25 protein-coding genes and 1 pseudogene are annotated in these 23,544 nt (G+C 69.5%); 5 read left to right on the top strand and 21 right to left on the bottom strand.

Translation table 11 applies throughout. The annotated features are described in order from the left end of the window. Positions 1-61 precede the first annotated feature (61 nt). The gene (locus tag E0500_RS39835; RefSeq protein ID WP_131558115.1) at positions 62-763 is read right to left on the bottom strand and encodes an SDR family oxidoreductase; all 702 of its coding nucleotides are present in this window, start codon (positions 761-763) and stop codon (positions 62-64) included. A 162-nt stretch (positions 764-925) separates the two neighbouring features. Further along, complete coding sequence (locus E0500_RS39830; RefSeq protein ID WP_131558113.1) at positions 926-1,495, bottom strand: TetR/AcrR family transcriptional regulator; 570 nt, start codon at positions 1,493-1,495, stop codon at positions 926-928. A gap of 241 nt (positions 1,496-1,736) precedes the next feature. On the opposite strand from E0500_RS39830, the gene E0500_RS39825 reads away from it, so the two are divergent. Beyond that, positions 1,737-3,191: a glyceraldehyde-3-phosphate dehydrogenase gene (locus E0500_RS39825; RefSeq protein WP_131558111.1), complete on the top strand. Its 1,455-nt coding sequence runs from the start codon at positions 1,737-1,739 to the stop codon at positions 3,189-3,191. Positions 3,192-3,410: 219 nt separating this feature from the next. On the opposite strand, the gene E0500_RS39820 is transcribed toward E0500_RS39825, so the two are convergent. Further along, positions 3,411-4,205, bottom strand: coding sequence for a LysR family substrate-binding domain-containing protein (locus E0500_RS39820; RefSeq protein ID WP_131558109.1), 795 nt, complete (start codon positions 4,203-4,205; stop codon positions 3,411-3,413). 126 nt (positions 4,206-4,331) lie between these two features. Between E0500_RS39820 and E0500_RS39815 the strand changes: the two genes are divergently transcribed. Next, positions 4,332-4,736, top strand: coding sequence for a DUF5997 family protein (locus tag E0500_RS39815; protein WP_181587383.1), 405 nt, complete (start codon positions 4,332-4,334; stop codon positions 4,734-4,736). A gap of 31 nt (positions 4,737-4,767) precedes the next feature. On the opposite strand, the gene E0500_RS39810 is transcribed toward E0500_RS39815, so the two are convergent. From E0500_RS39810 to E0500_RS39800, 3 genes are all read right to left on the bottom strand, one after another. Then, positions 4,768-5,352 (bottom strand): DUF998 domain-containing protein, encoded by a 585-nt coding sequence (locus E0500_RS39810; protein ID WP_131558106.1) that lies wholly within the window; start codon positions 5,350-5,352, stop codon positions 4,768-4,770. A gap of 134 nt (positions 5,353-5,486) precedes the next feature. Further along, on the bottom strand, positions 5,487-5,630 hold the full coding sequence (locus E0500_RS39805) for a hypothetical protein (RefSeq protein ID WP_165934828.1): 144 nt from the start codon (positions 5,628-5,630) through the stop codon (positions 5,487-5,489). A gap of 523 nt (positions 5,631-6,153) precedes the next feature. After that, positions 6,154-6,582, bottom strand: coding sequence for a tyrosine-type recombinase/integrase (locus E0500_RS39800; protein WP_131558104.1), 429 nt, complete (start codon positions 6,580-6,582; stop codon positions 6,154-6,156). A gap of 347 nt (positions 6,583-6,929) precedes the next feature. Here E0500_RS39800 and E0500_RS39795 point away from each other — a divergent pair, with 347 nt between their 5' ends. Together E0500_RS39795 and E0500_RS39790 are read left to right on the top strand one after the other, a co-directional pair. Further along, positions 6,930-7,370, top strand: coding sequence for an ATP-binding protein (locus E0500_RS39795; protein ID WP_131558246.1), 441 nt, complete (start codon positions 6,930-6,932; stop codon positions 7,368-7,370). Between the two features lie 93 nt (positions 7,371-7,463). Further along, positions 7,464-7,934, top strand: coding sequence for a DUF6415 family natural product biosynthesis protein (locus E0500_RS39790; protein WP_131558103.1), 471 nt, complete (start codon positions 7,464-7,466; stop codon positions 7,932-7,934). A gap of 160 nt (positions 7,935-8,094) precedes the next feature. Here E0500_RS39790 and E0500_RS45235 read toward each other — a convergent pair whose 3' ends face one another. From E0500_RS45235 to E0500_RS39775, 3 genes are all read right to left on the bottom strand, one after another. Then, entirely contained in the window at positions 8,095-8,448 is a 354-nt protein-coding gene (locus E0500_RS45235) for a hypothetical protein (protein ID WP_309505302.1), read from the bottom strand. Between the two features lie 192 nt (positions 8,449-8,640). Continuing rightward, the gene (locus E0500_RS39780; RefSeq protein WP_131558244.1) at positions 8,641-9,456 is read right to left on the bottom strand and encodes an SDR family NAD(P)-dependent oxidoreductase; all 816 of its coding nucleotides are present in this window, start codon (positions 9,454-9,456) and stop codon (positions 8,641-8,643) included. Between the two features lie 512 nt (positions 9,457-9,968). Continuing rightward, the gene (locus E0500_RS39775; protein ID WP_131558242.1) at positions 9,969-10,805 is read right to left on the bottom strand and encodes an oxidoreductase; all 837 of its coding nucleotides are present in this window, start codon (positions 10,803-10,805) and stop codon (positions 9,969-9,971) included. A 112-nt stretch (positions 10,806-10,917) separates the two neighbouring features. On the opposite strand from E0500_RS39775, the gene E0500_RS39770 reads away from it, so the two are divergent. After that, the gene (locus E0500_RS39770; RefSeq protein WP_131558101.1) at positions 10,918-11,502 is read left to right on the top strand and encodes a TetR/AcrR family transcriptional regulator; all 585 of its coding nucleotides are present in this window, start codon (positions 10,918-10,920) and stop codon (positions 11,500-11,502) included. Between the two features lie 210 nt (positions 11,503-11,712). Here E0500_RS39770 and E0500_RS39765 read toward each other — a convergent pair whose 3' ends face one another. The 12 genes and pseudogenes from E0500_RS39765 to E0500_RS39710 form a co-directional block, all read right to left on the bottom strand. Further along, complete coding sequence (locus E0500_RS39765) at positions 11,713-12,558, bottom strand: oxidoreductase (protein WP_131558099.1); 846 nt, start codon at positions 12,556-12,558, stop codon at positions 11,713-11,715. 299 nt (positions 12,559-12,857) lie between these two features. Further along, positions 12,858-13,604: a FadR/GntR family transcriptional regulator gene (locus E0500_RS39760; protein WP_131558097.1), complete on the bottom strand. Its 747-nt coding sequence runs from the start codon at positions 13,602-13,604 to the stop codon at positions 12,858-12,860. Between the two features lie 23 nt (positions 13,605-13,627). Continuing rightward, the gene (locus E0500_RS39755; RefSeq protein WP_131558096.1) at positions 13,628-14,608 is read right to left on the bottom strand and encodes an aldo/keto reductase; all 981 of its coding nucleotides are present in this window, start codon (positions 14,606-14,608) and stop codon (positions 13,628-13,630) included. 38 nt (positions 14,609-14,646) lie between these two features. Beyond that, positions 14,647-15,675, bottom strand: coding sequence for a sugar kinase (locus E0500_RS39750; protein WP_258573954.1), 1,029 nt, complete (start codon positions 15,673-15,675; stop codon positions 14,647-14,649). Positions 15,676-15,695: 20 nt separating this feature from the next. Next, positions 15,696-16,156: pseudogene (locus E0500_RS39745) on the bottom strand (bifunctional 4-hydroxy-2-oxoglutarate aldolase/2-dehydro-3-deoxy-phosphogluconate aldolase). A gap of 174 nt (positions 16,157-16,330) precedes the next feature. Next, a complete protein-coding gene (locus E0500_RS39740) occupies positions 16,331-17,101 on the bottom strand; it encodes an SDR family oxidoreductase (RefSeq protein WP_131558092.1) in 771 nt (256 codons plus the stop codon). Further along, positions 17,098-18,141, bottom strand: a complete 1,044-nt coding sequence (locus E0500_RS39735; RefSeq protein ID WP_131558090.1) for a zinc-binding dehydrogenase — start codon at positions 18,139-18,141, stop codon at positions 17,098-17,100. The genes E0500_RS39740 and E0500_RS39735 overlap by 4 nt, the downstream gene beginning before the upstream one ends. Then, the gene (locus tag E0500_RS39730) at positions 18,138-18,575 is read right to left on the bottom strand and encodes an RbsD/FucU domain-containing protein (RefSeq protein WP_131558088.1); all 438 of its coding nucleotides are present in this window, start codon (positions 18,573-18,575) and stop codon (positions 18,138-18,140) included. The genes E0500_RS39735 and E0500_RS39730 overlap by 4 nt, the downstream gene beginning before the upstream one ends. Continuing rightward, positions 18,566-19,525, bottom strand: a complete 960-nt coding sequence (locus E0500_RS39725; protein ID WP_131558087.1) for an amidohydrolase — start codon at positions 19,523-19,525, stop codon at positions 18,566-18,568. The genes E0500_RS39730 and E0500_RS39725 overlap by 10 nt, the downstream gene beginning before the upstream one ends. After that, entirely contained in the window at positions 19,518-20,849 is a 1,332-nt protein-coding gene (locus E0500_RS39720; RefSeq protein WP_131558085.1) for an L-fuconate dehydratase, read from the bottom strand. The genes E0500_RS39725 and E0500_RS39720 overlap by 8 nt, the downstream gene beginning before the upstream one ends. A gap of 94 nt (positions 20,850-20,943) precedes the next feature. After that, positions 20,944-21,984, bottom strand: coding sequence for an ABC transporter permease (locus E0500_RS39715; protein ID WP_131558083.1), 1,041 nt, complete (start codon positions 21,982-21,984; stop codon positions 20,944-20,946). After that, the gene (locus E0500_RS39710; protein ID WP_131558081.1) at positions 21,977-23,542 is read right to left on the bottom strand and encodes a sugar ABC transporter ATP-binding protein; all 1,566 of its coding nucleotides are present in this window, start codon (positions 23,540-23,542) and stop codon (positions 21,977-21,979) included. Before E0500_RS39710 ends, E0500_RS39715 begins: the two co-directional genes overlap by 8 nt. Between the last annotated feature and the right edge of the window lie 2 nt (positions 23,543-23,544).

Here is a 23,544-nt window from a genome sequence, read left to right as displayed (position 1 = left end):
CGCGCTAGTAGCGCGTGCCAGTCAAGGGTCGGGCGCCGACGCCACTGGTCGGTCGCCGGTGCTACTGCGCCAGCTCCGGGTACAGCACCGACAGCTGTCCGGACAGGCCCGCCTTGACCTGCCGTGTGATGTCGTCGGCCAGCACCTCGTGAGCTCCTTCCTCGATCCCGTCGAGCGCGAGTGCCGCGATGTCACCCGGTGTGGACTTGGGCACTTCGAAACCGGCGGTCATGTCGGTGTCCACCAGGGCCATGTGGAGTCCGGTGACCGCGATGCCACGCGGCCTCAACTCCAGGCGCAGGGAGTTGGTCTGCGACCACAGCGCGGCCTTGGAAGCGCCGTAGGAACCGTAGCCGCCCAGCCACGAGAGCGCGGAGTGGACATTGAGGACGTGACCACCGCCGTTGCGCTCGATGATCGGCACGAAGGCGCGGGTGACCAGCAGCGGTCCGTAGAAATTGGTCTCGAACTCCCGGCGTGTGTCATCGACGGGTGAGCCGAGGAAGGACGCACCCACCATCGCGCCGGCGTTGTTGATCAGGATCGTGACGTCCTGGGCCTGCGCGGCGGCGGCTGCCACGGAGGCGGGATCGGTGACCTCCAGAGCCACCGGCACGGCGTCGGGATGCGTCACGGTCCGCGGATCGCGGGCCGTGGCGTAGACCTTGGCGGCACCGCGGACGTACAGCTCCTCCACCAGCGCCCTGCCGATGCCGCGGCTGCCGCCTGTGACGAAAATGACGGCGTCCTTGATCTCAGTCATGCTGCACTCCCATGGGAAACCGATCGGTTTCCCTCACCGTAAACCGATCGGTTTTTCCCTTCAAGCCGTACGCCGAACTGCTGAGTCTTTTTTTCAAACTCACTCACGGCGAGATGCGTTCGACAAGCCGTCCGTACTGGAGGCGCACCCCTTGCAGAGGAGTCAGGCCACGCCCGCCGCGTCGAGAAGGGCGGCCACGGTCGGCGCGATCAGCCCGGCCAAGTCGTCGGCCCGGATCCCGGCGCGGGCGCTCACCCCGTCGAAGACGAGGATCAGCTGCCGGGCCAGCAGCTCGGGGTCGCGCGCCCCGCCCCGCACGGCCTCGGTGCGGAAGAACGCCGTCAGGTCCCGCTTGATCCGGTGTGCGACCCGGCTCGCGGGGTGGTCGGCGTCCTTGAGCTCGATCTGGACAGCCAGGTAGGGGCAGCCCCGGTATGCCGGTGAGGCCGACTCGGCCTCCACCTGTTCGAAGACGTGCAGGATCCGCTCACGCGACGACCGCGCATCGTCCGATCCGGGCAGGAGCCGGGCCTCGAAGGAAGGGGCCAGCCGCTCCAGACTCGCGGCCAGCAGTTCGTCCTTGCTCTCGAAGAGCTGGTACATCGAGCGCTTGGACACCCCCGCCGTCCTGCACAGCGCCTCGACGCCGACGCCGACGCCATCGAGGTAGGCGAGCCTGGCCGCCGCATCCAGCAACCGGTCACGCGGGCTGGGCTTCGCCTGTGTGGTCACGGTTCGAGGCTAGCCCGGTCTCCACCGGATCAAAACCGATCGGTTTACCGGGTGGGTTCGGTTCGGCGCGCTTCACCTTCGGCCCGTCAGGCAAGGCGATCAGCAAAGTGGGCCAACTACCGGACCAGCTAGGCCAATCGCCCGCACCCGACCCGTAGCGAGCAGGGCGACCGCACCCCGCTGAACAGTAAAAACGATGGGGGGTAGCATATGAGCGCCGCCTAGCTCGAAAGAGAAGCCTGTGACTCTCAACGAGGACTCGTTCACCAACTGGAATACCCGCGAGGAGATCGCGGAGTCGATGATCCCGATGATCGGGAAGCTGCACCGCGAGCGGGACGTCACGGTCCTGCTGCACAGCCGCTCCCTGGTGAACAAGTCGGTGGTCAGCATTCTCAAGACCCACCGGTTCGCCCGGCAGATAGCCGGTGAGGAGTTGTCGGTCACGGAGACCCTGCCGTTCCTGCAGGCCCTCACCACGCTCGATCTCGGGCCGTCGCAGATCGACATCGGCATGCTCGCCGCGACCTACGGCGCCGACGACCGCGGTCTGTCGGTGCAGGAGTTCACCGCCGAGGCCGTCGCCGGCGCCACGGGTGCCAACAAGATCGAGCGCGGTGAGGGGCGCGACGTCGTCCTGTACGGCTTCGGCCGGATCGGCCGTCTCGTCGCCCGCCTGCTGATCGAGAAGGCGGGCTCCGGCAACGGTCTGCGGCTGCGCGCCATCGTCGTCCGCGGTGGTGGTGGCCGGGCCGCCGAGGATCTCGTCAAGCGCGCCTCGCTGTTGCGCCGCGACTCCATCCACGGCCAGTTCCAGGGCACGATCACCGTCGACGAGGCGAACGACACGATCATCGCCAACGGCAATGCGATCAAGGTGATATACGCGAGCGACCCGTCGGAGGTCGACTACACCGCGTACGGCATCAAGAACGCCATCCTCATCGACAACACCGGCAAGTGGCGCGACCGCGAGGGCCTGTCGAAGCACCTTCGTCCCGGCATCGACAAGGTCGTCCTGACCGCGCCGGGCAAGGGCGACGTCCCGAACATCGTCCACGGCGTCAATCACGACAAGGTCAAGCCGGACGAGCAGATCCTGTCCTGCGCGTCCTGCACCACCAACGCGATCGTCCCGCCGCTGAAGGCGATGGCGGACGAGTACGGCGTCCTGCGTGGCCACGTGGAGACCGTCCACTCGTTCACCAACGACCAGAACCTGCTGGACAACTACCACAAGGCGGAGCGCCGCGGCCGCTCGGCGCCGCTCAACATGGTCATCACCGAGACGGGTGCCGCCTCGGCCGTCGCCAAGGCGCTGCCCGAGCTCAAGGCGCCGATCACCGGCAGCTCGATCCGCGTGCCGGTGCCGGACGTGTCGATCGCGATCCTCAGCCTGCGACTCGGGCGCGAAACCACCCGCGAAGAGGTCCTCGACCACCTCCGCGATGTGTCGCTGACCTCGCCGCTCAAGCGCCAGATCGACTTCACCACCGCCCCCGACGCGGTCTCCAGCGACTTCATCGGCTCGCGGCACGCCTCGATCGTCGACGCCGGCGCCACCAAGGTCGACGGCGACAACGCGATCCTCTACCTCTGGTACGACAACGAGTTCGGCTACTCCTGCCAGGTCATCCGCGTCGTCCAGCACGTCTCCGGAGTGGAGTACCCGACGTACCCGTCCCCGGCGGTCTGATCACGGCGGAGCCGCTCGCGGCGGACCGCTCACCGAGAGCTGTCCGATCCGATGCCCCGCAGACGGGCGGCGGTGGGGCGACAACCGATCCCGATCGGCGTCGAGCTGTTCCCCGACCGCCGCCCGCCGGTCGGGTACCGATCCCGGCACCGGTATCGGTATCGGTATCGGTACCCCACTTCCGCACATCGTCGGCTTCCGCTCACACAGTGCCGCACCTCACCGGTGGCGCGGCCTCCCCCGCTTGCCTCCTCTGGAGCTACCGGAACCACCGGAACCGCCGGAGCTTCCGGAGCCGCCCCCCGTCCTCTTGGTCCTCTTGCCGCTCGGGTTCCCTGCCGCAGGCTTGCGCCGTGCGCGGACCGCGTCGGGCTGCTTGCGCTCCTGCTGCGCCGGGGCCGCGGTGCGCCCCCGGGTGCTGTTGACCGTCCGGCCGCGGACGATCCCGATGAAGTCCTCGACCAGGTCGGTCGTCGCGTCCTCGGGCCACGACAGCGCGACGCTCGACTGGGGGGCGTCCACGAGCGGCCGGTAGGTGAGATCTTTGCGGTGGTGCAGGCGGGCCAGCGACTGGGGGACGGCGAGGACACCCACGCCTGCCGCCACGAGTTCGATGGCGTCGGCCGTCGTGGCGGGGCGTTCGAGGGCGGGCCGCCCCGGCGGCCGGTCCCAGCCGAGGACATCGTCGAGCGGGTGGAACACGACATCGTCGGCGAGGTCCTCCACCGACACCTCGTCCACGGCTGTCGCGAGGTGATCCTTGGGGACGACCACCACCGTTGTCTCGGTGTAGAGGGGAATCGCGCTGAAGACCGTACGGTCGACCGGCAGCCGCAGCAGCGCCGCATCCGCCCCCTCGTCGCGCAGCGCATCCGCCGCCTCCGCGGCCGGCACGGGGACGAGGGTCAAGGGGACGTCGGGCAGGCGCTCGTTCCAGATCCGCACCCACTTGGCGGGCGTCACCCCCGGGACATACGCGAGCCGGAACGAAGGGGAAACATCCGAACCTGTCACTCGGCCAGGCTACCGGTCGAAGGGAGAGGTCCCGCAGGGGAGAGGTCCCGCAGGGCGAGCTCTCGCGGCCAGCGGTCCCGTGCACGGCGAACAGTGCGGATGGACAGTGCGGATAGTCTGGACACCATGAAGTCGCAACAGACCACCCAGACGATGAAGCCCGCGACCGCGGCGAAGAAGCTGGGTGTGTACCTTGAGGCCACCCCGGCCGAGTTCCAGGCCGGTGTCGTCTCACGCGCCGAGTTGAACGAACTCCAGACCAACCCGCCCGAGTGGCTGCGTGAGCTCCGGCGCAACGGCCCCCACCCCCGTCCGGTGGTCGCGGCGAAACTCGGTGTCTCCATCTCGGGCCTCGCGCGCGGTGGGGTCACGGACCCTCTCACCACCGAGCAGATCGAGACTCTGCTGACGGACCGACCCGAGTGGCTGGAGAAGGAGCGCGCCACCCAGGCCGAGGTCCGCAGGGAAGCCACACGCGTCAAGGAGAAGAACGCCGCCCTCGGCGCACAGACAGGCCCCTCGCACGCCTGAGTCCTTTGAGTCGGGGCTTCGCGTACAAGGTTCAGTGATCGGGGTCGCGGAGGCAGGAGGCTACGACCACAAAGGGCCACAGGGACTGAACGGACGTCACAACACGTTCGGCGACCCCGATGTCACCCCGATCATGCACTTCGATCAGGAACCATGCCGCGCCGACGCCCATCAGTGCGGTCACCACGAGGGACGGCATGGGCCGCAGCCCCCACGGTGCGGCGCTGCCGCGACGGGCGGCCAGGACCGGCCACACCGCCAGGAGAGCGAACCCGACCGCGACAACTGAACCGTGACGCAGGGAGCCCCCACTGCTCGGCGCCGGGACCAGCGCCACCACCAGCGCCGACACTCCACCACCGCCCAGCGCCACACGTCCGGCGAACGCGGCCGCGCGCAGCCCCCAAGCGGTCAGCAGATGACAGGCGCCCAGAGCGACCAGCGCACCGGTCATCACCCAGAACCCCGAAGCGCCACGGGCCGCCAGCACGCTGATCGTCTGAGTGGCCGGGTCGTAGGCGGGCCCCTCAAGCAACCCCGCGATCATCCAGCCTCCGACCATCAGGACGGGCGCGCACCCCGACGACAGCAAGGCCCATTTAGGCACAAGTCGCATCAAGCAACGTTAAAACACCCACAGGCCTCTCCGGCCGCACACGCGAGCGGCATCCGAGCGGGCCGTCCGGGCCGCCCTTCACAACGCCCTGAAATACCGTCAGGGGACATCAGCGAAGGCCTTGTTCGCGGTGATCACCAGTGTCGTCCCGCCGCCGGCGGCGACCCACAGCAGCCGATCCCGGCGAAGACGTTGATGTAGGCGACCGGAAGGAAGTTGCCGAAGAAGCCGAGCGGACGGCGGGCCTGGATCAGGCCCTGGACGTTCACGTTGCTCATGGGGGGTCACACGCATAGCCCGCTCCTGAACTATGTTGTCCCGCCACATGTGTGCCCGACGCACTAGTTCCTACGGTGTGCCGACACATATCTGTCGTCCCCACCGCACACGAGGAAGTGGCACACATGGCCTCAGCATCATCCGCTCCCCCACCAGCAGCCAACCTCAAGCGCATTGTCACCGCCAGCCTCATCGGCACGACCATCGAGTGGTACGACAACTCATCCGATCAGAGCTACGACCTGTGGTTTTGCAGCCATTGACCCTCCGACGTCAGCACCAATCCAGCACCGGAAAATCTCGTGCTGGGTGGGGAACGAGGACATGCCCGATCGGGCTGACTGCGGTCCTGGCGACGGGTACCAGAGATCGTCACTCACCGTAGTGCCTCGCGCCGCATCAGCGCTACGCAAACTGGCTGACTACCGACCGCCGCAGCGAGTCTTGGGCGGCCAAGCCAAACGGGTGGTGCCCGCAGCCAGTCGTCTGGCTGCGGGCACCACCCGTTCAACAGATTTTCGTTCAGGCCGCCTCGACCACTGCCTCGAACTCGAGAGGCAGGTCGAGCTCGGTCTGCAGCGTGAAGACGGCATCCATGAGAGACCTCAGTCGCTCCGGAGCATCGGGCATCACATGCGCGTAGGTCTGATGGGTGATCCACGGGTCACGATGCCCCAGCCACTCCGCCATGTCCGTTACCGGAACTCCCTTCGACAGGCCGGCAGAGGCGAAGAAGTGGCGCAGCCAGTGCGTGGTGATCCTTCGCGAGATGCCCGCCGCCTTCTTGGCGTTACGCCAAAGCCGGTCGACGAGGGAGTACATGAGGATGTTGGTGCGCCCGATGTCGGAGAAGGGGTAGTCCCCCTCCAGGCGGTTGAGACCCTCCTCTACGCGAAAGGTGCCGTACAGGCGGACATGCTCCTGCACCTTCGCGGCGATGGTGGGCGGCACGGGTACCACTCGACCCTCGTCAGATCACGCCACTTGAGGTGGCGGATGCAGTGGGCACGCCCCCTGCCTTTCGTAATGGTCTTCTGGACTGCGGTCTTGGGCTCCTCGTTCTCCCCGTCCTACGTGACCTGGCGGTCGACGTACAGAGTTCCGCTCTCGAAGTCGAACTGCTGCAGCGTTATGGCGCACGCCTCACCGATGCGCAGTCTGCACCCAGCCATGAGCCACACGAGCAGCTTGTATGGTCCGCTCGATCGCCTCAATCTCCGCCGGGTCGGCAGAGAGCCCGGCCGTTCCCCGTCATGGCCGGGCGGCTCCACCGCGCCCGGAGGGACAACACCGTGATCATGACAGCCGCCAGATCTACCGCCACAGGTGCGCCGGGCTACAGCGAAACCATGCCGTGTGAGCCGGAGTCGGCACACCACGCCCGCCAGCTCGTCGCCATCGCCCTCAGCACCTGGGGCATAGGGGAGTTGGCTGACATCGGAAAGCTGATCGTCTCCGAACTGGTCAACAACTCTGTCAACCACACCAATTGCCGCACGATCCGCGTGCTCATCCGTTGGGAGGCGCGCGACATGGGTCGCATCGGTGTTGCCGACAGGAGCCGGGACGTTCCCGTGCTGGGCAAGCCCGACGACGAGGCGGAGGAGGGGCGCGGCCTGCTTCTGATTGACGCCATGAGCCAGAAATGGGGCTACGACAGGAAGCACTGGGGCAAGGTTGTCTGGGCCCAATTGCGCGCCACACCCGCTGGCACGGCTTCCGCGAACAGGAGTGCCTGATCGCCCGCCACGCGAAGCGCAGCCGCTTCTTCCTCACCTTTCGCGCCCGGCCCACTGCCGGCGGCCAAACCGATTCGTCTGACCGATCGCCGAGTGCCGGGCGCAGCGTGCGACCACCAGCCGGTCGACTTGGTCACCGCCGCCCTGGAGAAGACGGACGACGACCTCCTTCGCCAGTTCCTTGGAGCCCTGCGGCGCTGGCAGGTAGTAGAGGAGTCGGACGAGCCGGTTCGCATCACCCGCGAGACGGTCCGCACCACGGCCGACTACGTACTCAGTAGCCACTTCGATGCGGTGACCGACGCCGAAACCGGGCACACGGTCACCACCCTGCGCGGATTCCTGGCTGCACTGGCCGACGCCGCCGAGGCCGATCTCGATACCGGCCGGGTTGTGGTCCGTGAGGTGATCCGGCGCGCACGATCCGTCTCCAGCACGGACTTCCACGCATCGAAGGCGAACGCGCGACATGCGGCTGAGACTGCGCGCGACATATTCGCCCTCCTGGAGCGGGAGGGCTGGAGCGCCACACCGGAGGTAGCGAAGGAGGCCGCCAGTGCCTGAGCGAACCCTCGCCCATCCCAGCGTGATCCCGTACGTCGCCGCATGGGACAGCGAATCCGCGGGGCCGGTGAGCGACCTGACCTACGAATACCACCGAGGCCGCCCTCGGCTGGCCGACAAAGGCCCGCCCCGTGACGAGGACCGAGACACCAGCGGGGTTCTACGGGCGCGCGTATCGCGCTCCCCTTACGTCGGTGAACCCGTTCTCGGTTACATGCACTCCGGCCGCCAGTACGAGTGCATGTTCGCCTTGAAGTGCCAGATTTGCCCTTGCCCCGCGAGCAAGAACGACAACGGCTACCTGTACCGGGGTGTTCGGTTCGCTGCGCCAGCTCTCGGCGAGGGCACCGATGTCCACCACGTCGTAGCCGAGGATGTCCAGCAGCCGGGCCGTCTCCGCCTTCGCGGCCGTGTCGTCCACTGCGATGCGCAGTGCGCTGCGGTCGGGGGCGCCGGAAGGTCGGGCGAGGGGCAACAGCAGGTTGAAGCCGATTCTGTTGGCAGCTTTGACCACGCGGGAGGCGGTCAGATGTCGCTGTACCCTTCGACAGCGGCGGCCGGTCGTAGGGGGCCGAAGGTTCGTCGCCGATGAGCGTGACCCTCGCCGGGTACGCGCGCTTCGCCACGCGGCTCAACCACGTCCTGCAACGCGTCGGGCTCGCGCTCGCCGTAGCTCCGTTTCCTGTCGGACTTCCGACGCTGTGGTTCAGCCCTGTGCGGCGCGGGAGACATGTTCCCAGTCGGCCCAGGTCTGCAGCCGCTGCGCATACAGGCCCTTGACGATGTCGACGGGCTGGCTGCCGAACAGGACGCGCAGCGGCGGCTGTTCCGCGTCGACGATCTGCAGGAGAGCCCGGCCGGCAGCAGCTGGGTCTGCGGGCTGCCTGGTGTCGCGAAGGGCCTCTAGGGCCGTGTGGAGTTGCTTGTAGGCGGGGTTGGGCGTGGCCTGTACGGCGGAGCTATCCACCCAGTCGGTGTCGAAGCTGCCTGGTTCCACGAGGGTGACCTTGATGCCCAATCCCTGGACTTCCTGGGCGAGGGACTCACTGAAGCCTTCCAGCGCCCACTTGGAGGCGTTGTAGCCACCGATGAACGGGAATGCGGTGATGCCGTTGACGCTGGAGATCTGGATGATGTGCCCCTGACCCTGCGCTCGCATGAGCGGCAGGACGGCCTGTGTGGCCCAGAACGCACCGAAGAAGTTGGTCTCCATCTGGGCGCGCAGTTGCTGCTCGGTCAGTTCCTCGATCATGCCGAAGAGGCCGTAGCCGGCGTTGTTGACGATCACGTCAAGACGACCGAAGTGCTCGTGTGCGGCGTTGACCGCTGCGGTGACTGCGGTCCTGTCAGTCACGTCGAGCGGTAGAGGCAGGACAGCGTCGCCATGCAGTTCGGCCAGGTCGTGGAGGGTCTGCGGGTGGCGAGCGGTGGCTGCGACCTGATCGCCACGACTGAGCGCGGCCTCGACGAACGAACGACCGAGGCCGCGGGATGAACCGGTGACGAACCAGACTTTGGTCATGGAGTTCTCCGTTTCTCGGGTTCCGGGCGGGCGGGCGCACGCCACGGTGTGAGGGCTCGATTCGTGTGGCCCGTCGGCTGCTGTCCTTCCGTGCGGTGGGCACCGACAGTGCCTCTTTCGGGGTCGTTGCCTGTGGGCGATTGGTCAAGCCGGGAAAGCCATACAGCGGGTACCGCTGTGGCGCTGTCGGCGTGCCGATGTCCACTGGTCGTAGCCGCCGATGTCGAGCGCAAGGGGGGCCCGCAGCTTCGCGGCGTCGTCCCCCGCGATGCGCGGTGTGTGGTGGTGAGGGTTCGCACGCGGGCGCCGGTATTGGTCCGCTCTTGCCCGCCAGAGCGACTGGGGATGGCCGCCGCGACCGCGGCGCCGGACCTCGGCCGCCTCTGTGGGCGTAGCCGCTCTGGCTCGGGGGCGCTGCTCGGTGACAGGCCCGGCGGGTTTCTGCGGGTCGGAGGAGTCGCTTGGAACGGACCCGCTGGGACCGTTGGCCAGCGACCTGACGGGCAGCCGTGTCAGGCCGCTCGCGGGATGCCGGTGGCGCGGGAGATGAAGGCGTCGAAGGCGCGGTCGGGGAGGATGCGACGGAGTGTGATCATGGGGCGGGCGCCGAAGCCGGTGGCGTAGCGGGTCTTGGGGCGGCGCGCGGTGGCGGCCTTGGCGATGGCATTGGCGATGACCTGGGGGGAGGACAGGCGCTTGGCGTTTGCCTCGGAGGTGAGGGAGTTGGCGACGGCGTCGGCCTGCTTGACGTAGGCGCCGTCGCTGGATGCCTTGCGCAGGGCGTCGGCGGCGATGGCCCCCCATTCGGTCTTGATACCGCCGGGTTCGATGACGACGACGTCGATGCCGAAGGGCTTGACCTCCATACGCAGGCAGTCGCTGAGGGCTTCGAGGGCGAACTTGGTGCCGTGGTACCAGCCCCCCAGCGGGGTGTGGATCTTCCCGCCCATGGAGGTGACGTTGATGATGGTGCCGGAGTGCTGGGTGCGCATATGGGGCAGGGCGAGTTGGGCCAGGCGCATGGCTCCGAAGACGTTGACCTCGAACTGGTAGCGGGCCTCGTCCATCGGTACGTCCTCGATGGCGCCGTAAGAGCCGTATCCGGCGTTGTTGACCAGGACGTCGAGGCGCCCGCTGTCGGCGACGACGCGGTCGATGCCCGAGCGCATGGAGTCGTCATCGGTGACGTCCATGGCCAGGGGACGAATGCCGCGGTCGGCCAGCTTCTGGAGGCGGTCTGTGCGGCGGGCCGCAGCGTAGACGGTGTAGCCGAGGGCGTGCAGCTTCAGGGCGGTGGCCTCGCCGATGCCTGAGGAGGCGCCGGTGACTAGGGCGGTCTTGGTGGTCATCATGTGTCCCGGTCTAGGTAAAGTGAACCTTGATTCAAGAACTACTATGAACCTAGGTTCAGGTTATGGCAAGTCCGGAGCCCCGGCATCTGCATCTGGAGAGTGAGTCCCCATGGCCCAGGCCCGCGCGCCGCGCGCCGACGCGGTCCGCAACCGCAAGAAAATCCTCGACGCCGCACGTGAACAGATCACCCTGCACGGGCCCGAAACAGGGATGGACGAGATCGCCACCGCCGCAGGCGTGGCCGTGGGCACCCTCTACCGGCACTTCCCCACCAAGACGGACCTCGTCGCCGCCGTCATCGCCGAATACACCGCCCTCGTCGCCGACGACGCCGAAGCCGCCCGCGAACGCGCCGCCAACGGCTCCAGAGCCCTGGACGAGATCATCGGCTTCCTCGGTCTCGTCGTCGAGGCCACCGCCACCAACCATGCTGTCAAGGCCGCCGCCCGCACCCTCGGCGCCCGCCCTGCCGACACCGCCACGGAAACACGCGCCAGCGCCGCACTCGCAGCCCTCATCCAGCTCGGCAAAGCCGAAGGAGACATCCACCACGATGTCACCATCGACGACATCTACCTCCTCATCTCCACCGCCCCAACCGACCAGCCACCCACCGCCCGCGCCCGCTGGCTCACCCTCGTTCTCACAGGCCTCACCACCCACACCCGCACCACAAGCACGCACCACGGCTGACGATCTGCACGGGGTCCGGGGGCCTGCTCACGGAAGGTCCGTCTCGGGCAGCCCAACACCGGGCAGACCAGGAGCACAGCGGCCGGCATCCCGCACATCGGGCACGGCACCGCCCCCTGCCGGTGGCGCACCGGCACCGGCGGGCGACTTGTGCAGGACTGATCACGCGACCTGCCTGATCGTCGCCGCCAAGTTCGAGGGAATCGTCAGTCAGGTTCGAGGCTGATTCTGCGGGATGCCAATAGCCCGGCTGATCAGGGCGTCAAAGGCGCGGTCCGAGACAATGCCGCGGAGGGCGATGAGGGGGCGGGCCCCGAAACCGGCGGCGTAGCGCGTCTTGGGCTTGCGTGCGCTGACGGCCGTGGCGATCGCGTCCGCGATGACGGATGGCGGGGACTCTCGCCGGGCGTTCGCCTCCGAGGTCAGTGCAGCGAGCACGGCTGCGGCTTGGGCGGCGTAGGGGCCTTCACCGGAGGCCTCCCGCAGTTTCTCGGCCGTCACGCTGCTGCCTTCCGTCCGGATGTTGCCGGGCTCGATGACGACGACATCGACCCCGAACGGCCTCGCCTCCATCCGCAGGCAGTCGCTCAGGGCTTCCAGGGCGAACTTGCCGGCGTGGTACCAGCCGCCCAGCGGCGAGTGGAATCGGCCACCCATGGAGGTGACGTTCACTATCTTTCCGCTGCGCTGCTCGCGCATGTACGGGAGGACCAGCTGGCTCAAGCGCATGGCGCCGAACACGTTGACCTCGGCCTGACGGCGAGCCTCGTCCAACGGGACGTCTTCCACGGCACCATAGGAGCCGTATCCGGCGTTGTTGACGAGGACGTCCATCCGACCCATCTCGGCAATGATCCGCCCGACGCCCGCCCGCATCGACTTGTCGTCTGTGACATCCATGGTCAGCGGGAGGACGCCGGCCCGGGCGACGCGAGAAAGCCGGTCGGGATGTCTCGCGGCGCCATAGACGGCGTAGCCGAGCTCCTGCAGCTTGAGGGCCACCGTTTCGCCGATGCCTGACGAAGCGCCGGTGACCAGAGCAGCCTTGGCACTCATAGCGACCTCGCAATAACGTGAACAATCACTCACATTTATCATGAACCGCGATTCACGTTTGTGCAAGTGCCGCCATGCTCAGAGGGAGGCGCGCGGCGGCCCGCGCCGAGCCGAATACACCGAGGAGAGTCCTCGCCGTCACCTGCCGACAAGCCGGCCACGGACGGTCGGAACGCGGGAACCGACTTCCAGGTCCGCTCCCCCGAGGAGGTCCGGCGATCCGCCCATGTAGCAGGCCTGGCAGTGCCTGCCCCGCCGAGGATCTGCGCAACCCGCGAGTAACCCTGGTTATCCTCTGCTCAGGAGGCAGTTCGGGATGCTTCGCCGCCCGCCGTCCGAGCTTCGCTCTCGACGGGCGTGGTGGAGCGCAGGTGCTGTCGCAGCCACTGTTCGGTGTTGCTGACGTGCAGGAGCGCGGCGGCCTGGCTGAGGGCGGAGTCCCGTGCGGACAGTGCCGCGTAGATCGCCTCGTGTTCCGCGAGTGTCCTCCCCGCGGCCTGGTCGTCGACGAGGCCGCGCCAGATACGGGCGCGGAGGGTCCGCCCGGAGATGCCTTCCAGGAGGGTGAGCAGCGATTCGTTGCCCGTGGCCGAGGCGACGGCTCGGTGGAATGCCGCGTCGTGCGAGTTCAGCCGCTCGACGTCGTCGCGCGCCTCCCGCATGGCGTCCAGATGACGCTTGACCTCGGCCAGCCCGCGGTCGGTGATCCGGGTGGCGGCCAGTGCGGCGACGGAGGGTTCGAGCAGCCGCCGTACCTCCATCAGGTCCAGCAGCGCACTTGAGTCGCTCTGGAGCAGCTCGACCGCACCCCCGAGAGCCTCCAGGAGCAGGCTCGGCTGAAGGCTGGTGACATAAGTGCCGTCGCCCCGCCTGACTTCCAGCACGCGGGCGACGGCCAGCGCCTTGACCGCCTCGCGGGCCAGATTGCGGGACAGGCCCAGCTGCACGGCGAGTTCTGGTTCGGGGGGCAGCTTCGAGCCCGGGGGCAGCGCGCCGGTGCGGATCAGCTCACGGATCTGCTCGATGGCCCTGTCCGTCAAAGACAACGCGAACTCCTTCCGTGAGCGTTCTACGCGGGCACGTCCGGCCTGATCAGGCCCTGGGCTCGAAGATCGTCCCAGAGGCCGTCAGGGATGTGCCGCTGGTGGAGCTCGACGTTCCGTGCGACCTGCTCCGGATTCCGCATCCCGAGAGTGACGTTGATGATACTGGGATGGCCGAACGGGAAGGCCACCGCGGCGGCCGACAGGGTGGTGCCGTGGCGTTCGCAGGTTTCCGTGATCGCCAGGGCCCGCGCGACGAGGTCCGGCGGCGCGTCCCGGTAGTCGTACTTCAGGCCCTCCTTGGGCCGGTCGCGGGAGAGCAGGCCCGAGTTGAAGACGCCGACCGCCACCACGCTCTTGCCCAGCTCCCGCGCGGCAGGCAGCACGTCGTCCAGCGCCGACTGGTCGAGGAGGGTGTAGCGGCCGGCCAGCATCACCACGTCAGCGGCGGTCTCACGGAGGAACCTCGCGAGCATGGCCGACTGGTTCATGCCGGCCCCGATGGCGCCGACGACCCCCTGGTCGCGCAGGTCCGCCAGAGCGGGCATGGCCTCGTCGGCGGCCTGCCGCCAGTGGTCGTCGGGGTCGTGCAGGTAGACGATGTCCAGGCGGTCCAGTCCGGTGCGCCCCAGTGTCTCCTCGATGGAGCGCAGCACTCCGTCGCGGCTGAAGTCCCACTGACGGCGCAGGTCGTCCCGTACTACGAAGCCCTCGCTGTCGACACCGCGCGGCCGCTCGTTGGGCACGAGCAGCCTGCCCACCTTGGAGGAGACGACATAGGCGTCCCGTGGGCGGTCGCGCAGGGCCGCGCCCAGGCGGCGCTCGGAGAGGCCCAGGCCGTAGTGGGGGGCGGTGTCGAAGTACCGGACCCCCGCGTCCCAGGCCGCGTCGACGGCGTCCGTCGCGTCGTGGGCCGGGGTGACCCGGTACAGGTTGCCGATGACGGAGGCGCCGAAACCCAGTTCGGTGAGCTCGACCGTGGTGTTCGTGATCTTCCGGTGACGCAAGACGTGCTCCTCGGGGAGGCGAGTGGTTCGTCGGCGGCTCAGCGTCTGACGGCGGCGCTCGCGCCGGCCATCAAGGCCTCGACCTCGTCGAGCGAGACCATGGACACGTCACCGGGGGTGGTCATGGTGAGCGCGCCGTGTGCGGTGCCGTAGGCGAGGGCGCGCTCCAGGCCGACGGCGGTGAGCAGCCCGTGGATCAGGCCCGCGGCGAATCCGTCGCCGGATCCGATGCGGTCCAGGACGTGCAGACCGGGCATCCGGGGGCCGGTGACGACGCCGGTCTCGGGCGACCAGGCCGCCGAGGACCAGTCGTTCACGCCGGCTGAGGGCACCTTCCGCAAGGTCGTCGCCAGCACCTTCGCCCCGGGCAGCCGCCCGGCCACCTCCGCGAGGGCGTCCGGTACCTCTTCGTCGCCGATGCGCGCCACACCGCCGGAGGACCTCCCGGCCAGGCCCAGGGCGCCCACCACCACGTCGGCGTGCCGGGCGAGCCGCAGGTCGGTCTCGCGGGCACGGTCGGCGCCGCCCCGGCCGTCCCAGAGGCTGGGACGGTAGTTGGGGTCGTAGGACACCGTCACTCCGTGGTGTCGGGCCGCGGCCATCGCCTCGTCAGCGATGTCGGCCGTGGTGTCCGACAGTCCGGCGAAGATGCCCCCGGTGTGGAACCAGCGGGGGCCGGCCGAGAACACGGCGTCCCAGTCGAGTTCTCCGGGCCGCAGCTGGGACACGGCGGTGTTCGCACGGTCGCTGACACCCAGCGCGCCCCGGATGCCGTAGCCGCGTTCGACGAAGTTCAGGCCGTTGCGGGCGGTGCGGCCGATGCCGTCGCCGGGGACCCATCGGATCAGAGAGGTGTCGACTCCGCCCTGCAGGATCAGGTCCTCGACGAGTCGGCCGACCGCGTTGTCGACGAGGGCGGTCACGACGGCGGTACGCAGTCCGAAGCAACGGCGCAGTCCCCGTGCGACGTTGTACTCGCCGCCGCCTTCCCACACCTGGAACGTGCGGGCGGTGCGGATGCGCCCCTCTCCAGGGTCGAAGCGGAGCATCACCTCGCCGAGGGCCATCACCTCAGGGCCGTGCGCGGTCACCGTGTGCTCCTCTCCATTGCCTCGGCGGTCAGCCGTCGGTTCTCGGCACAGTCGCCACATGCCAGGTGGGCGGCGCTCGCCATCCAGGTGCCGCCGACGGCGAGGAGCGCCGGGTGGGCGAAGTTGGCGGGCAGGTCGGCGGGCCCGACGCCACCGGTCGGCAGGAACCGGACCCAGGGCAAGGAGCCGCCAGCGCGCGAACGGCCTCGATGCCGCCGAGGGATGCCGCGGGGAAGAGCTTCACCGTGTCCAGCCCGACGCGGAGGGCGCGCATCAGCTCGGTGGCGGTGGCGATGCCGGGCACGACGGGAACGTCCAGCTCCCGGCATCTGTCGACCACTCCCTGGCCGTAGCCAGGCGACACGACGAAGCGGGCGTCCGCCGCCACCGCGCGCTCCGCCTGTTCGGACGTGAGGACTGTGCCGGCACCGATCGTCAGCCCGCCGTGTTCGGCCATCGCCTTGACCACTCGCTCGGCATCCGGCGTGCGGAAGGTGACTTCGGAGCACCGCGCACCGAGCACCGCCCTCCACGAGCGCCTCCGCCAGCGGTACGGCCGTGGCGGTGTCCGGCACGGTCAGTACCGGCAGGATCGGTGCGCCGTCCAGGACGCCGGCGCAGTCGGTCGTGGTCATCGGCCGAGCCATCCGCCGTCGACGGGCAGGACGGTGCCGTGGACGTAGGCGGCGGCGTCCGAGGCCAGGAACACGGTGGCGCCGGCCAGGTCGTCCGCGCTGCCCCAGCGTCCGGCGGGGATGCGCTCCAGGATCGCCTTGCTGCGCGCCGGATCGTCGCGCAGGGCCTGGGTGTTGTCGGTGGCGATGTAGCCGGGGGCGATGGCGTTGACGTTGACGCCGTGCGGGGCCCACTCGTTGGCCAGCGCCTTGGTCAGCCCGGCGATGCCGTGCTTGGCTGCCGTGTAACCCGGCACCGTGATCCCGCCCTGGAAACTCAGCAGCGACGCCGTGAAAATGATCTTTCCCCGGCCGCGGGCCACCATGCCCTCACCCACCGCCCGGGTGAGCGCGAACTGGGCATTGAGGTTGACCTGGAGGACCAGCTCCCAGTCCGCGTCACTGTGGTGGGCGGCCGGGGTACGGCGGATGGTGCCCGCGTTGTTGACCAGGATGTCCACCGGCCGCTCGCGCCCCGCGAGATCCGTGCCCAGAGCCCGTACGGCCTCGGGTTCGGCGAAGTCGGTGCGGATCGCCTCGAAGGCACGTCCTGCGGCGACGACGTCCCTCTCCACCTCGCTGCCGGACTCCTCCAGGCTCGCGCTGACGCCGATGACGTCCGCGCCGGCCTCGGCGAGCGCACGGGCCATCGCCCGGCCGATGCCCCGCCGGGCCCCGGTGACGACGGCGAGCCGCCCGGACAGGTCGAAGCCGTTCCTCGCGGTCATGCCGGGGCTCCCGTCGTGTCGTTGCCGCAGTCCACCAGGATCTTCATCACGTCGCCGCCCGCCTCCAGCGCCTCGAATGCGGAGGGTGCCTCGGTGAGCGGGACCACCTTGCTGATCAGCAGTTCGGCGGGGACCGTGCCGTCCGCCACCAGCGTCACAGCCCGCTCGAAGTCGGACCGGTCGTACAACCGGGCCCCGACCAGGGTGAGTTCACGCCAGAAGAAACGGTGCAGGTTCACCTCACGCGGCCGGGGGTGGATGGCCACCAGACAGAGTCGGCCGCGCACCCCCAGCACCTCGACGGCGGTATCGACACCCGCCGCCGCGCCGGACACCTCGAAGGCGACGTCCGCGCCCGCGTCGCCGGTCCATTCCTGCACCAGGTCCGGCACGCCGACGGCGGCCGGGTCCCAGGCGGTCAAGCCCGCCTCCTCTGCCAGCAGTCTGCGGTGGGCGCTCAGTTCCACGACACGTACGTCGGCCCCGGCGTCCCGCGCGACCAGCGCGATGAGGATGCCGACCGGGCCGCCGCCGACCACGACGACCCGTTCGCCGGCGCGCACCCCGGCCCGGCCGACGTCGTGCACGGCCACCGCCGTGGGCTCGACCAGCGCGGCCCGTTCCAGCGAGACGGACTCCGGCAGCCGTACGAGCGTCGAGGCGGGCACGGTCCAGCGCTGCTGCATCGCGCCCGGGGAGTCGATGCCGATGAAGTCGAGATGCCGGCAGATGTGCTGATGCCCGGCGTGGCAGGCGGGGCAGGTGTCGTCCCAGCGCAGCGGCATCACAGTCACCGCGTCGCCGGGCCGCCAGCCCTCCACGCCGTCCCCGACACGGGTGATCCGTCCGGACATCTCGTGTCCGAGGACGGCGGGCGTGGTCACCCGGGCGTCCATGTCGCCGTGGAAGATGTGCAGATCGGTGCCGCAGATACCCACGTAGGCGGGCGCCAGCTCGACCTCTCCAGGGCCGGGCGGCGAGTTCTTCGAGGGTGCCGTGTCCAGCGTGCGGGCGGCGATGTAACGGACGGCGAGTGTCATCGTGATCCCAAGGTCCCTTCAGCGCGGACGCCGATGGTGAGCAGCAGATTGGCGTAGGTGCGGATGTCGGCGGTGACGATCGCCAGCGCCAGGTCGGGTGAGCGGGCGGCGTCGTAGAAGTCGAAGCGGCCGAGCGTCTCGACCGGTACAGGCGCCAGCGACGAGCGGTACTCGGCGATGGCCGGGGGCTCCGGCTCGCCCTCGGGCGGCACCATCACGTGGGCTGTCTCCACGGGCAGCGCCCGGAGCAGGACGTCCAGCACGGTGGTGACGTCCAGCAGGCCCGGAGCCAGGTTGAGGTGCACGGTCCTGGCGTGCTCGCCGGTGGCCGTGCTCGCGGGGTAGTGGCCGTCGGCGAGCAGCACACGGGCGCCGTGGCCCGCCCCGGCCAGGGATTCGAGGATGCCGGGGTGCAGCAGTTCGGTCAGGAGCACGCGGCGGTTCCCTCCTCGGTCTCGTGGGCCTCGTGGGCCTCTTGGGTCCTGCCGGGCCCGGCCTCGCTCCCTGCCCCGGCCCCGGAGATCCGGTAGAAGGCGGTCGCCGTGCCGGCGAGGATCGCCTCGGTCTCGCTCTCGGAGCAGCCGTGCAGGAGTTCCTCGACGGTCGCTGCCCAGCGGTTCCAGCCGCCCGCGAGGACACAGACCGGCCAGTCCGAGCCGAACATCAGCCGCCCGGCGCCGAACCCGGAGAGCAGCACGTCCCACACGGGCCGGATGTCGTCGAGCGTCCACGCGTCGTGGTCGGCCTCGGTGACCAGCCCGGACACCTTGCACCGCACGTGCGGGTGGCCGGCGAGCGTCCTCACCTGCCTCTCCCAGTCGGCCAGGCCGCGGCCGGCGATGGGCGGCTTGCCGGCGTGGTCCAGGACCAGAGGCAGGTCGGGAAGGCGTTCGGCGAGGCGGATCGCCTGCGGGAGCTGGTGGTCGCGGATGAGGACGTCGTAGCCGAGGCCACGCTCCTGGACCGCGCGCAACCCCCGCTCCACTGGCGGCCGTTGCAGCCATTCAGGATCCGGCTCCCCCTGCACGAGGTGCCGCAGGGCTCGCAGATACCCGCCGCCGGGACCGTCCCGCAGCGCGTCGAGTACGTCCCCGATCGCTGGGGAGGTCAGGTCCGCCCAGCCGACCACGGCCCCGACCAGCGGGTCCTGTTCGGCCAGGGCAAGGAGTTCGCGGGTCTCGGGCTCCGACGGCACGCACTGGACGACCACCGTCCTGGTCAGTTCACGCCCGGCGATGGGCCGGGTCGCGGCCGAGCGCAGGTCGTCCGGGGTGAAGGTCCGCCGGATCCGTTCGTGTGCCGGTTCGTCGAGCCAGGGCTGGGGCCGGTGGTCAAGGTCCCACACGTGGTGGTGGGCGTCCACCAGCGTCCGGGGCTCAGACACGGGCGGTCCACACCGGGCCGTCGGGGTAGGCGTACTCCTTCAGGGACGCCGGGTGCATCTGCGCGCTGAGGCCGGGAAGGGCGGGCGCGAGATAGTGGCCGTCGGCGATGCGCACCGGGTCGGCGAAGTGCTCGTGCAGGTGGTCGACGTACTCGATGACCCGGTCCTCGACGGTGCCGGAGACCGCGACGTAGTCGAACATCGACAGGTGCTGGACCATCTCGCACAGGCCGACGCCGCCCGCGTGCGGGCAGACCGGCACGCCGAACTTCGCGGCGAGCAGCAGGATGGCGAGGTTCTCGTTGACGCCTCCGACCCGTGCCGAGTCGATCTGCACGATGTCCACGGCGCCGGACTGGAGGAGCTGCTTGAAGACGACCCGGTTGGCGATGTGCTCGCCGGTGGCGACCTTGATGGGGCTCAGCGCCTTGCGGACGGCGGCGTGGCCGAGGATGTCGTCCGGGGAGGTGGGCTCCTCGATCCAGTACGGGTCGTAGGGGGCCAGGGCGCGCATCCAGTCGATGGCGGGCTGGACGTCCCATCTCTGGTTGGCGTCGACGGCGATGCGGATGCCGTCGCCGACCGTCTCGCGGGCGGTGCGCATGCGCCGTACGTCATCGTCCAGGGACGCGCCCACCTTCAGCTTGATCTGGGTGAAGCCGTCCGCGACGGCCTCGCGGGCCAGGCGCGCCAGCTTATCGTCGGAGTAGCCGAGCCAGCCGGGGGTGGTGGTGTAGGCGGGGTAGCCGCGTTCCAGGAGGCGGGCGATGCGCTCCTCGCGGCCCGGTTCGGCGCGGCGCAGGATGTCCAGCGCCTCCTCGGGGGTGAGGGCGTCGCTGAGCCAGCGGAAGTCGACCTGGGCGACCAGTTCCTCAGGCGACATCTCCCCCAGGAAACGCCATACGGGCTTGCCGGCCCGCTTGGCCGCCAGGTCCCAGGCGGCGTTGACGACCGCTCCGGTCGCCATGTGGATGGCGCCCTTCTCCGGGCCCAGCCAGCGCAGTTGGGGATCGTGGACCAGGCTGCGGCTGAATGTTCCGAGGTCCCCGCACACCTCTTCCGCGGTCAGGCCGACCACGTACGGGGCGAGAGCCGCGATGGCTGCGGCCTGCACGTCGTTGCCGCGTCCAGTGGTGAAGGCCAGCGCGTGGCCCTCCAGTCCGTCGGAGGCGTCGGTGCGCAGGATCACATAGGCGGCCGAGTAGTCGGGTTCGGGGTTCATCGCATCGGACCCGTCCAGGTGCTCGGACGTCGGGAACCGCACGTCCAGCACGTCCAGGGCGGTGATGCGGGCGGACGCCGATGGCGGGGACACAACAGGCATGAGGGAACTCCTGTGAGGGGCAGGTGGGCGCACGGCCCACTGCGACGGAATCTACGAGGCTGCGGTCGGCGTTCCGGCACCGTCGCCGGTCGGTTCAGTCCTGGACCTTGCCGCCCGTGATGCGTGAGATGCAGAGGGCGACCAGGATGATCAGGCCGTTGAGGGCCCCGATCCACTGGGCGGGGACACCCGCGAGGGTGAGCACGTTCTGGATCATGAAGAGCAGCAGGATGCCGGTGAACGCTCCGAACATCGTGCCCTTGCCGCCATTCAGGCTGATCCCGCCGATGACGGCGGCGGCGAAGACGGTGAAGATGTAGCCGTTGCCCTGCGCGGAGGCGACGGAGGCCAGGCGGCCGGACAGCAGCAGCCCGGCGAGGGCGGCCAGCAGGCTGCCGGTGACGATGACGGTCCACAGCACCCGGTCGGTGCGGATACCGGCCGCCTTCGCCGCGTCGACGTTGCCGCCGATGGCGTACAGCGAGCGGCCGAAACTGGTCCAGCCGAGGACGACGATGGCGGCGGCGAAGAGGATCAGGCAGACCCAGATGGAGACGGGCATGCCGAGCCATTCGGCGGTGCCCAGGTAGAGCATGGACGGCGGCAGCTGGAAGAAGGTCTGGCCGCCGGAGATGCCGGTGAGGATCCCGCGCAGCACGATCAGCATGCCGAGGGTGACGATGAAGCCGTTGAGGCCGAAGCGGATGATCAGCAGAGCGTTGATCACCCCGATGAGCACGCCGACCGCGAGCGTCACAGGCACGGCCCATGCCCCGGGCAGCAGACCGAGTCCGTGTCCCGCCCCTGCGGGGACCACGAGCCAGGCGGCCACTCCGGGGGCGAGGCCCATGGTGGACTCCAGCGACAGGTCCATCTTCTTCACGATCAGGACCATCGTCTGGGCGAGGACCAGCAGGGCGATCTCGGACATGGTCTGCAGGACGTTGATGAGGTTGTCCGGCTGCAGGAAGATCGGGTTGACGATCTGTCCGACGATCGCGATGACCACGATGGCGGGGACCAGGGCGAAGTCCCGCAGCCGGGCCAGGGGTATCCGCCCGCCCAGCAGCCGGGGCCGCCCGTCCGGTGGCCCTGTCTGTGGGGCGGGGGCGTCCGCGAGGACGGTTTCAGGCATCGAGGTCCACTCCTTCCATCGCGGCCACGAGGTCGTGGTCGTGCCAGCCGCGGGCGATCTCAGTCGTCATGCGGCCCTGAAACATCACCAGGACCCGGTCGCACAGGCGTAGGTCGTCGAGTTCGTCGGAGGCGATGAGCACCCCGGTGCCGGCGTCGGCGGTGTCGTCGACCTTGCCGAGGAGGAACTCCTTGGAGCGCACGTCCACCCCGGCAGTGGGGTTGATCAGCACCAGCAGCCGTGGGTCGTCGGCCAGCGCGCGGGCCATGACCACCTTCTGCTGGTTACCGCCGGACAGCCCGGAGACGGCGAGTTCAGGGCCCGGCGTCTTGATCGCCAGGTTCTCGATCATGTTCTCGGCGAGCGTGTCGCGGCGGCGCCGGCTGATGAATCCGTTCGGTCCGATCCTGGCCGGCACGGACAGCGTGGCGTTGTCCGCGACCGACATGTCCGGTACGAAGCCCTGGTGGTGCCGGTCCTGCGGGACGAAACCGGCGCCGGCGGCGAGGGCACTGGGCACGCTGCCCGGCCGGGGCCGTGTGCCGGCGATCTCCACGTCCCCGGTGTCGGCAGCCCTGAGGCCCACGACGGTCTCGGCCACCTCGGTCCGCCCGCTGCCCGCGGCCCCGGCGAGCCCCACGATCTCCCCCGCGGCCACCTGGAAGCTGACGTCGCCGAAGGCGCTCGCGCTGCCCAGTCCACGGACGGTCAGGGCGGCCGGAGCGGTGGTGTCGGGGCCTCCGGCCCGCTGCGGCCGGTCGGACACGGCGGCCTCGCCGGTCATAGCAGCCACGAGTTGCGTACGAGGCAGTTCCCCGACCGGGGCGGTCACGATGTGCCGGGCGTCCCGGAACACCGTCACCATGTCGCAGATCTCGTAGACCTCCTGCAGGTGGTGGCTGATGAACAGGAAGGTCACGCCCTGCCGCTGCAGATCGCGGATGCGCTCGAACAGGCGGTTGATCGCCGCCGCGTCGAGCTGGGCCGTCGGCTCGTCGAGGATGATGAACCGGGCCCCGAAGGACAGCGCCCGGGCGATCTCGACGAACTGCCGCTGCTCGACGGAGAGATCACCGGCCGGGGCCTGCGGGTCCACGTCCACCGACCAGGTCGACAGTAGTTCCCGCGCGCGGCGGCGCAGGCTCTGCCAGCTGATCAGCCGGCCGCGTCCCCGGTCGTGACGGTTCAGGAAGAGGTTCTCCGCCACGGTCAGCGTGGGGATGATCGTCGACTTCTGGTAGACGCACGCCACGTGCTGCCGCCAGGCATCGCGGTCCGCGAGCCGCGGCGCGGGCCGTCCGGCGAACGTCACCGTGCCCTCGTCCGGGGCCTGCAGGCCGGTCAGGACGGACACCAGGGTCGACTTCCCGGCCCCGTTGCGGCCGACGAGGGCGTGCGTCTCCCCCGGTCTGACCGTGATCCCAGCGCCGTTGAGGGCCACCGTCGGCCCGAACCGCTTCACCACATCCGTCGCCTGGACGACGGGCGCGGCCTCGGCCGTCGGCCCGTCGTCCTTCCCTGCGGGCGCGGGGTACACCGCTCGGTCCCCGTCGCTCATCT

Origin of the sequence: Streptomyces sp. KM273126 (genome assembly GCF_004337435.2) — a bacterium.
Lineage (GTDB): Bacteria > Actinomycetota > Actinomycetes > Streptomycetales > Streptomycetaceae > Streptomyces > Streptomyces acidicola.
This window is presented reverse-complemented; position numbering and strand designations above follow the sequence as displayed.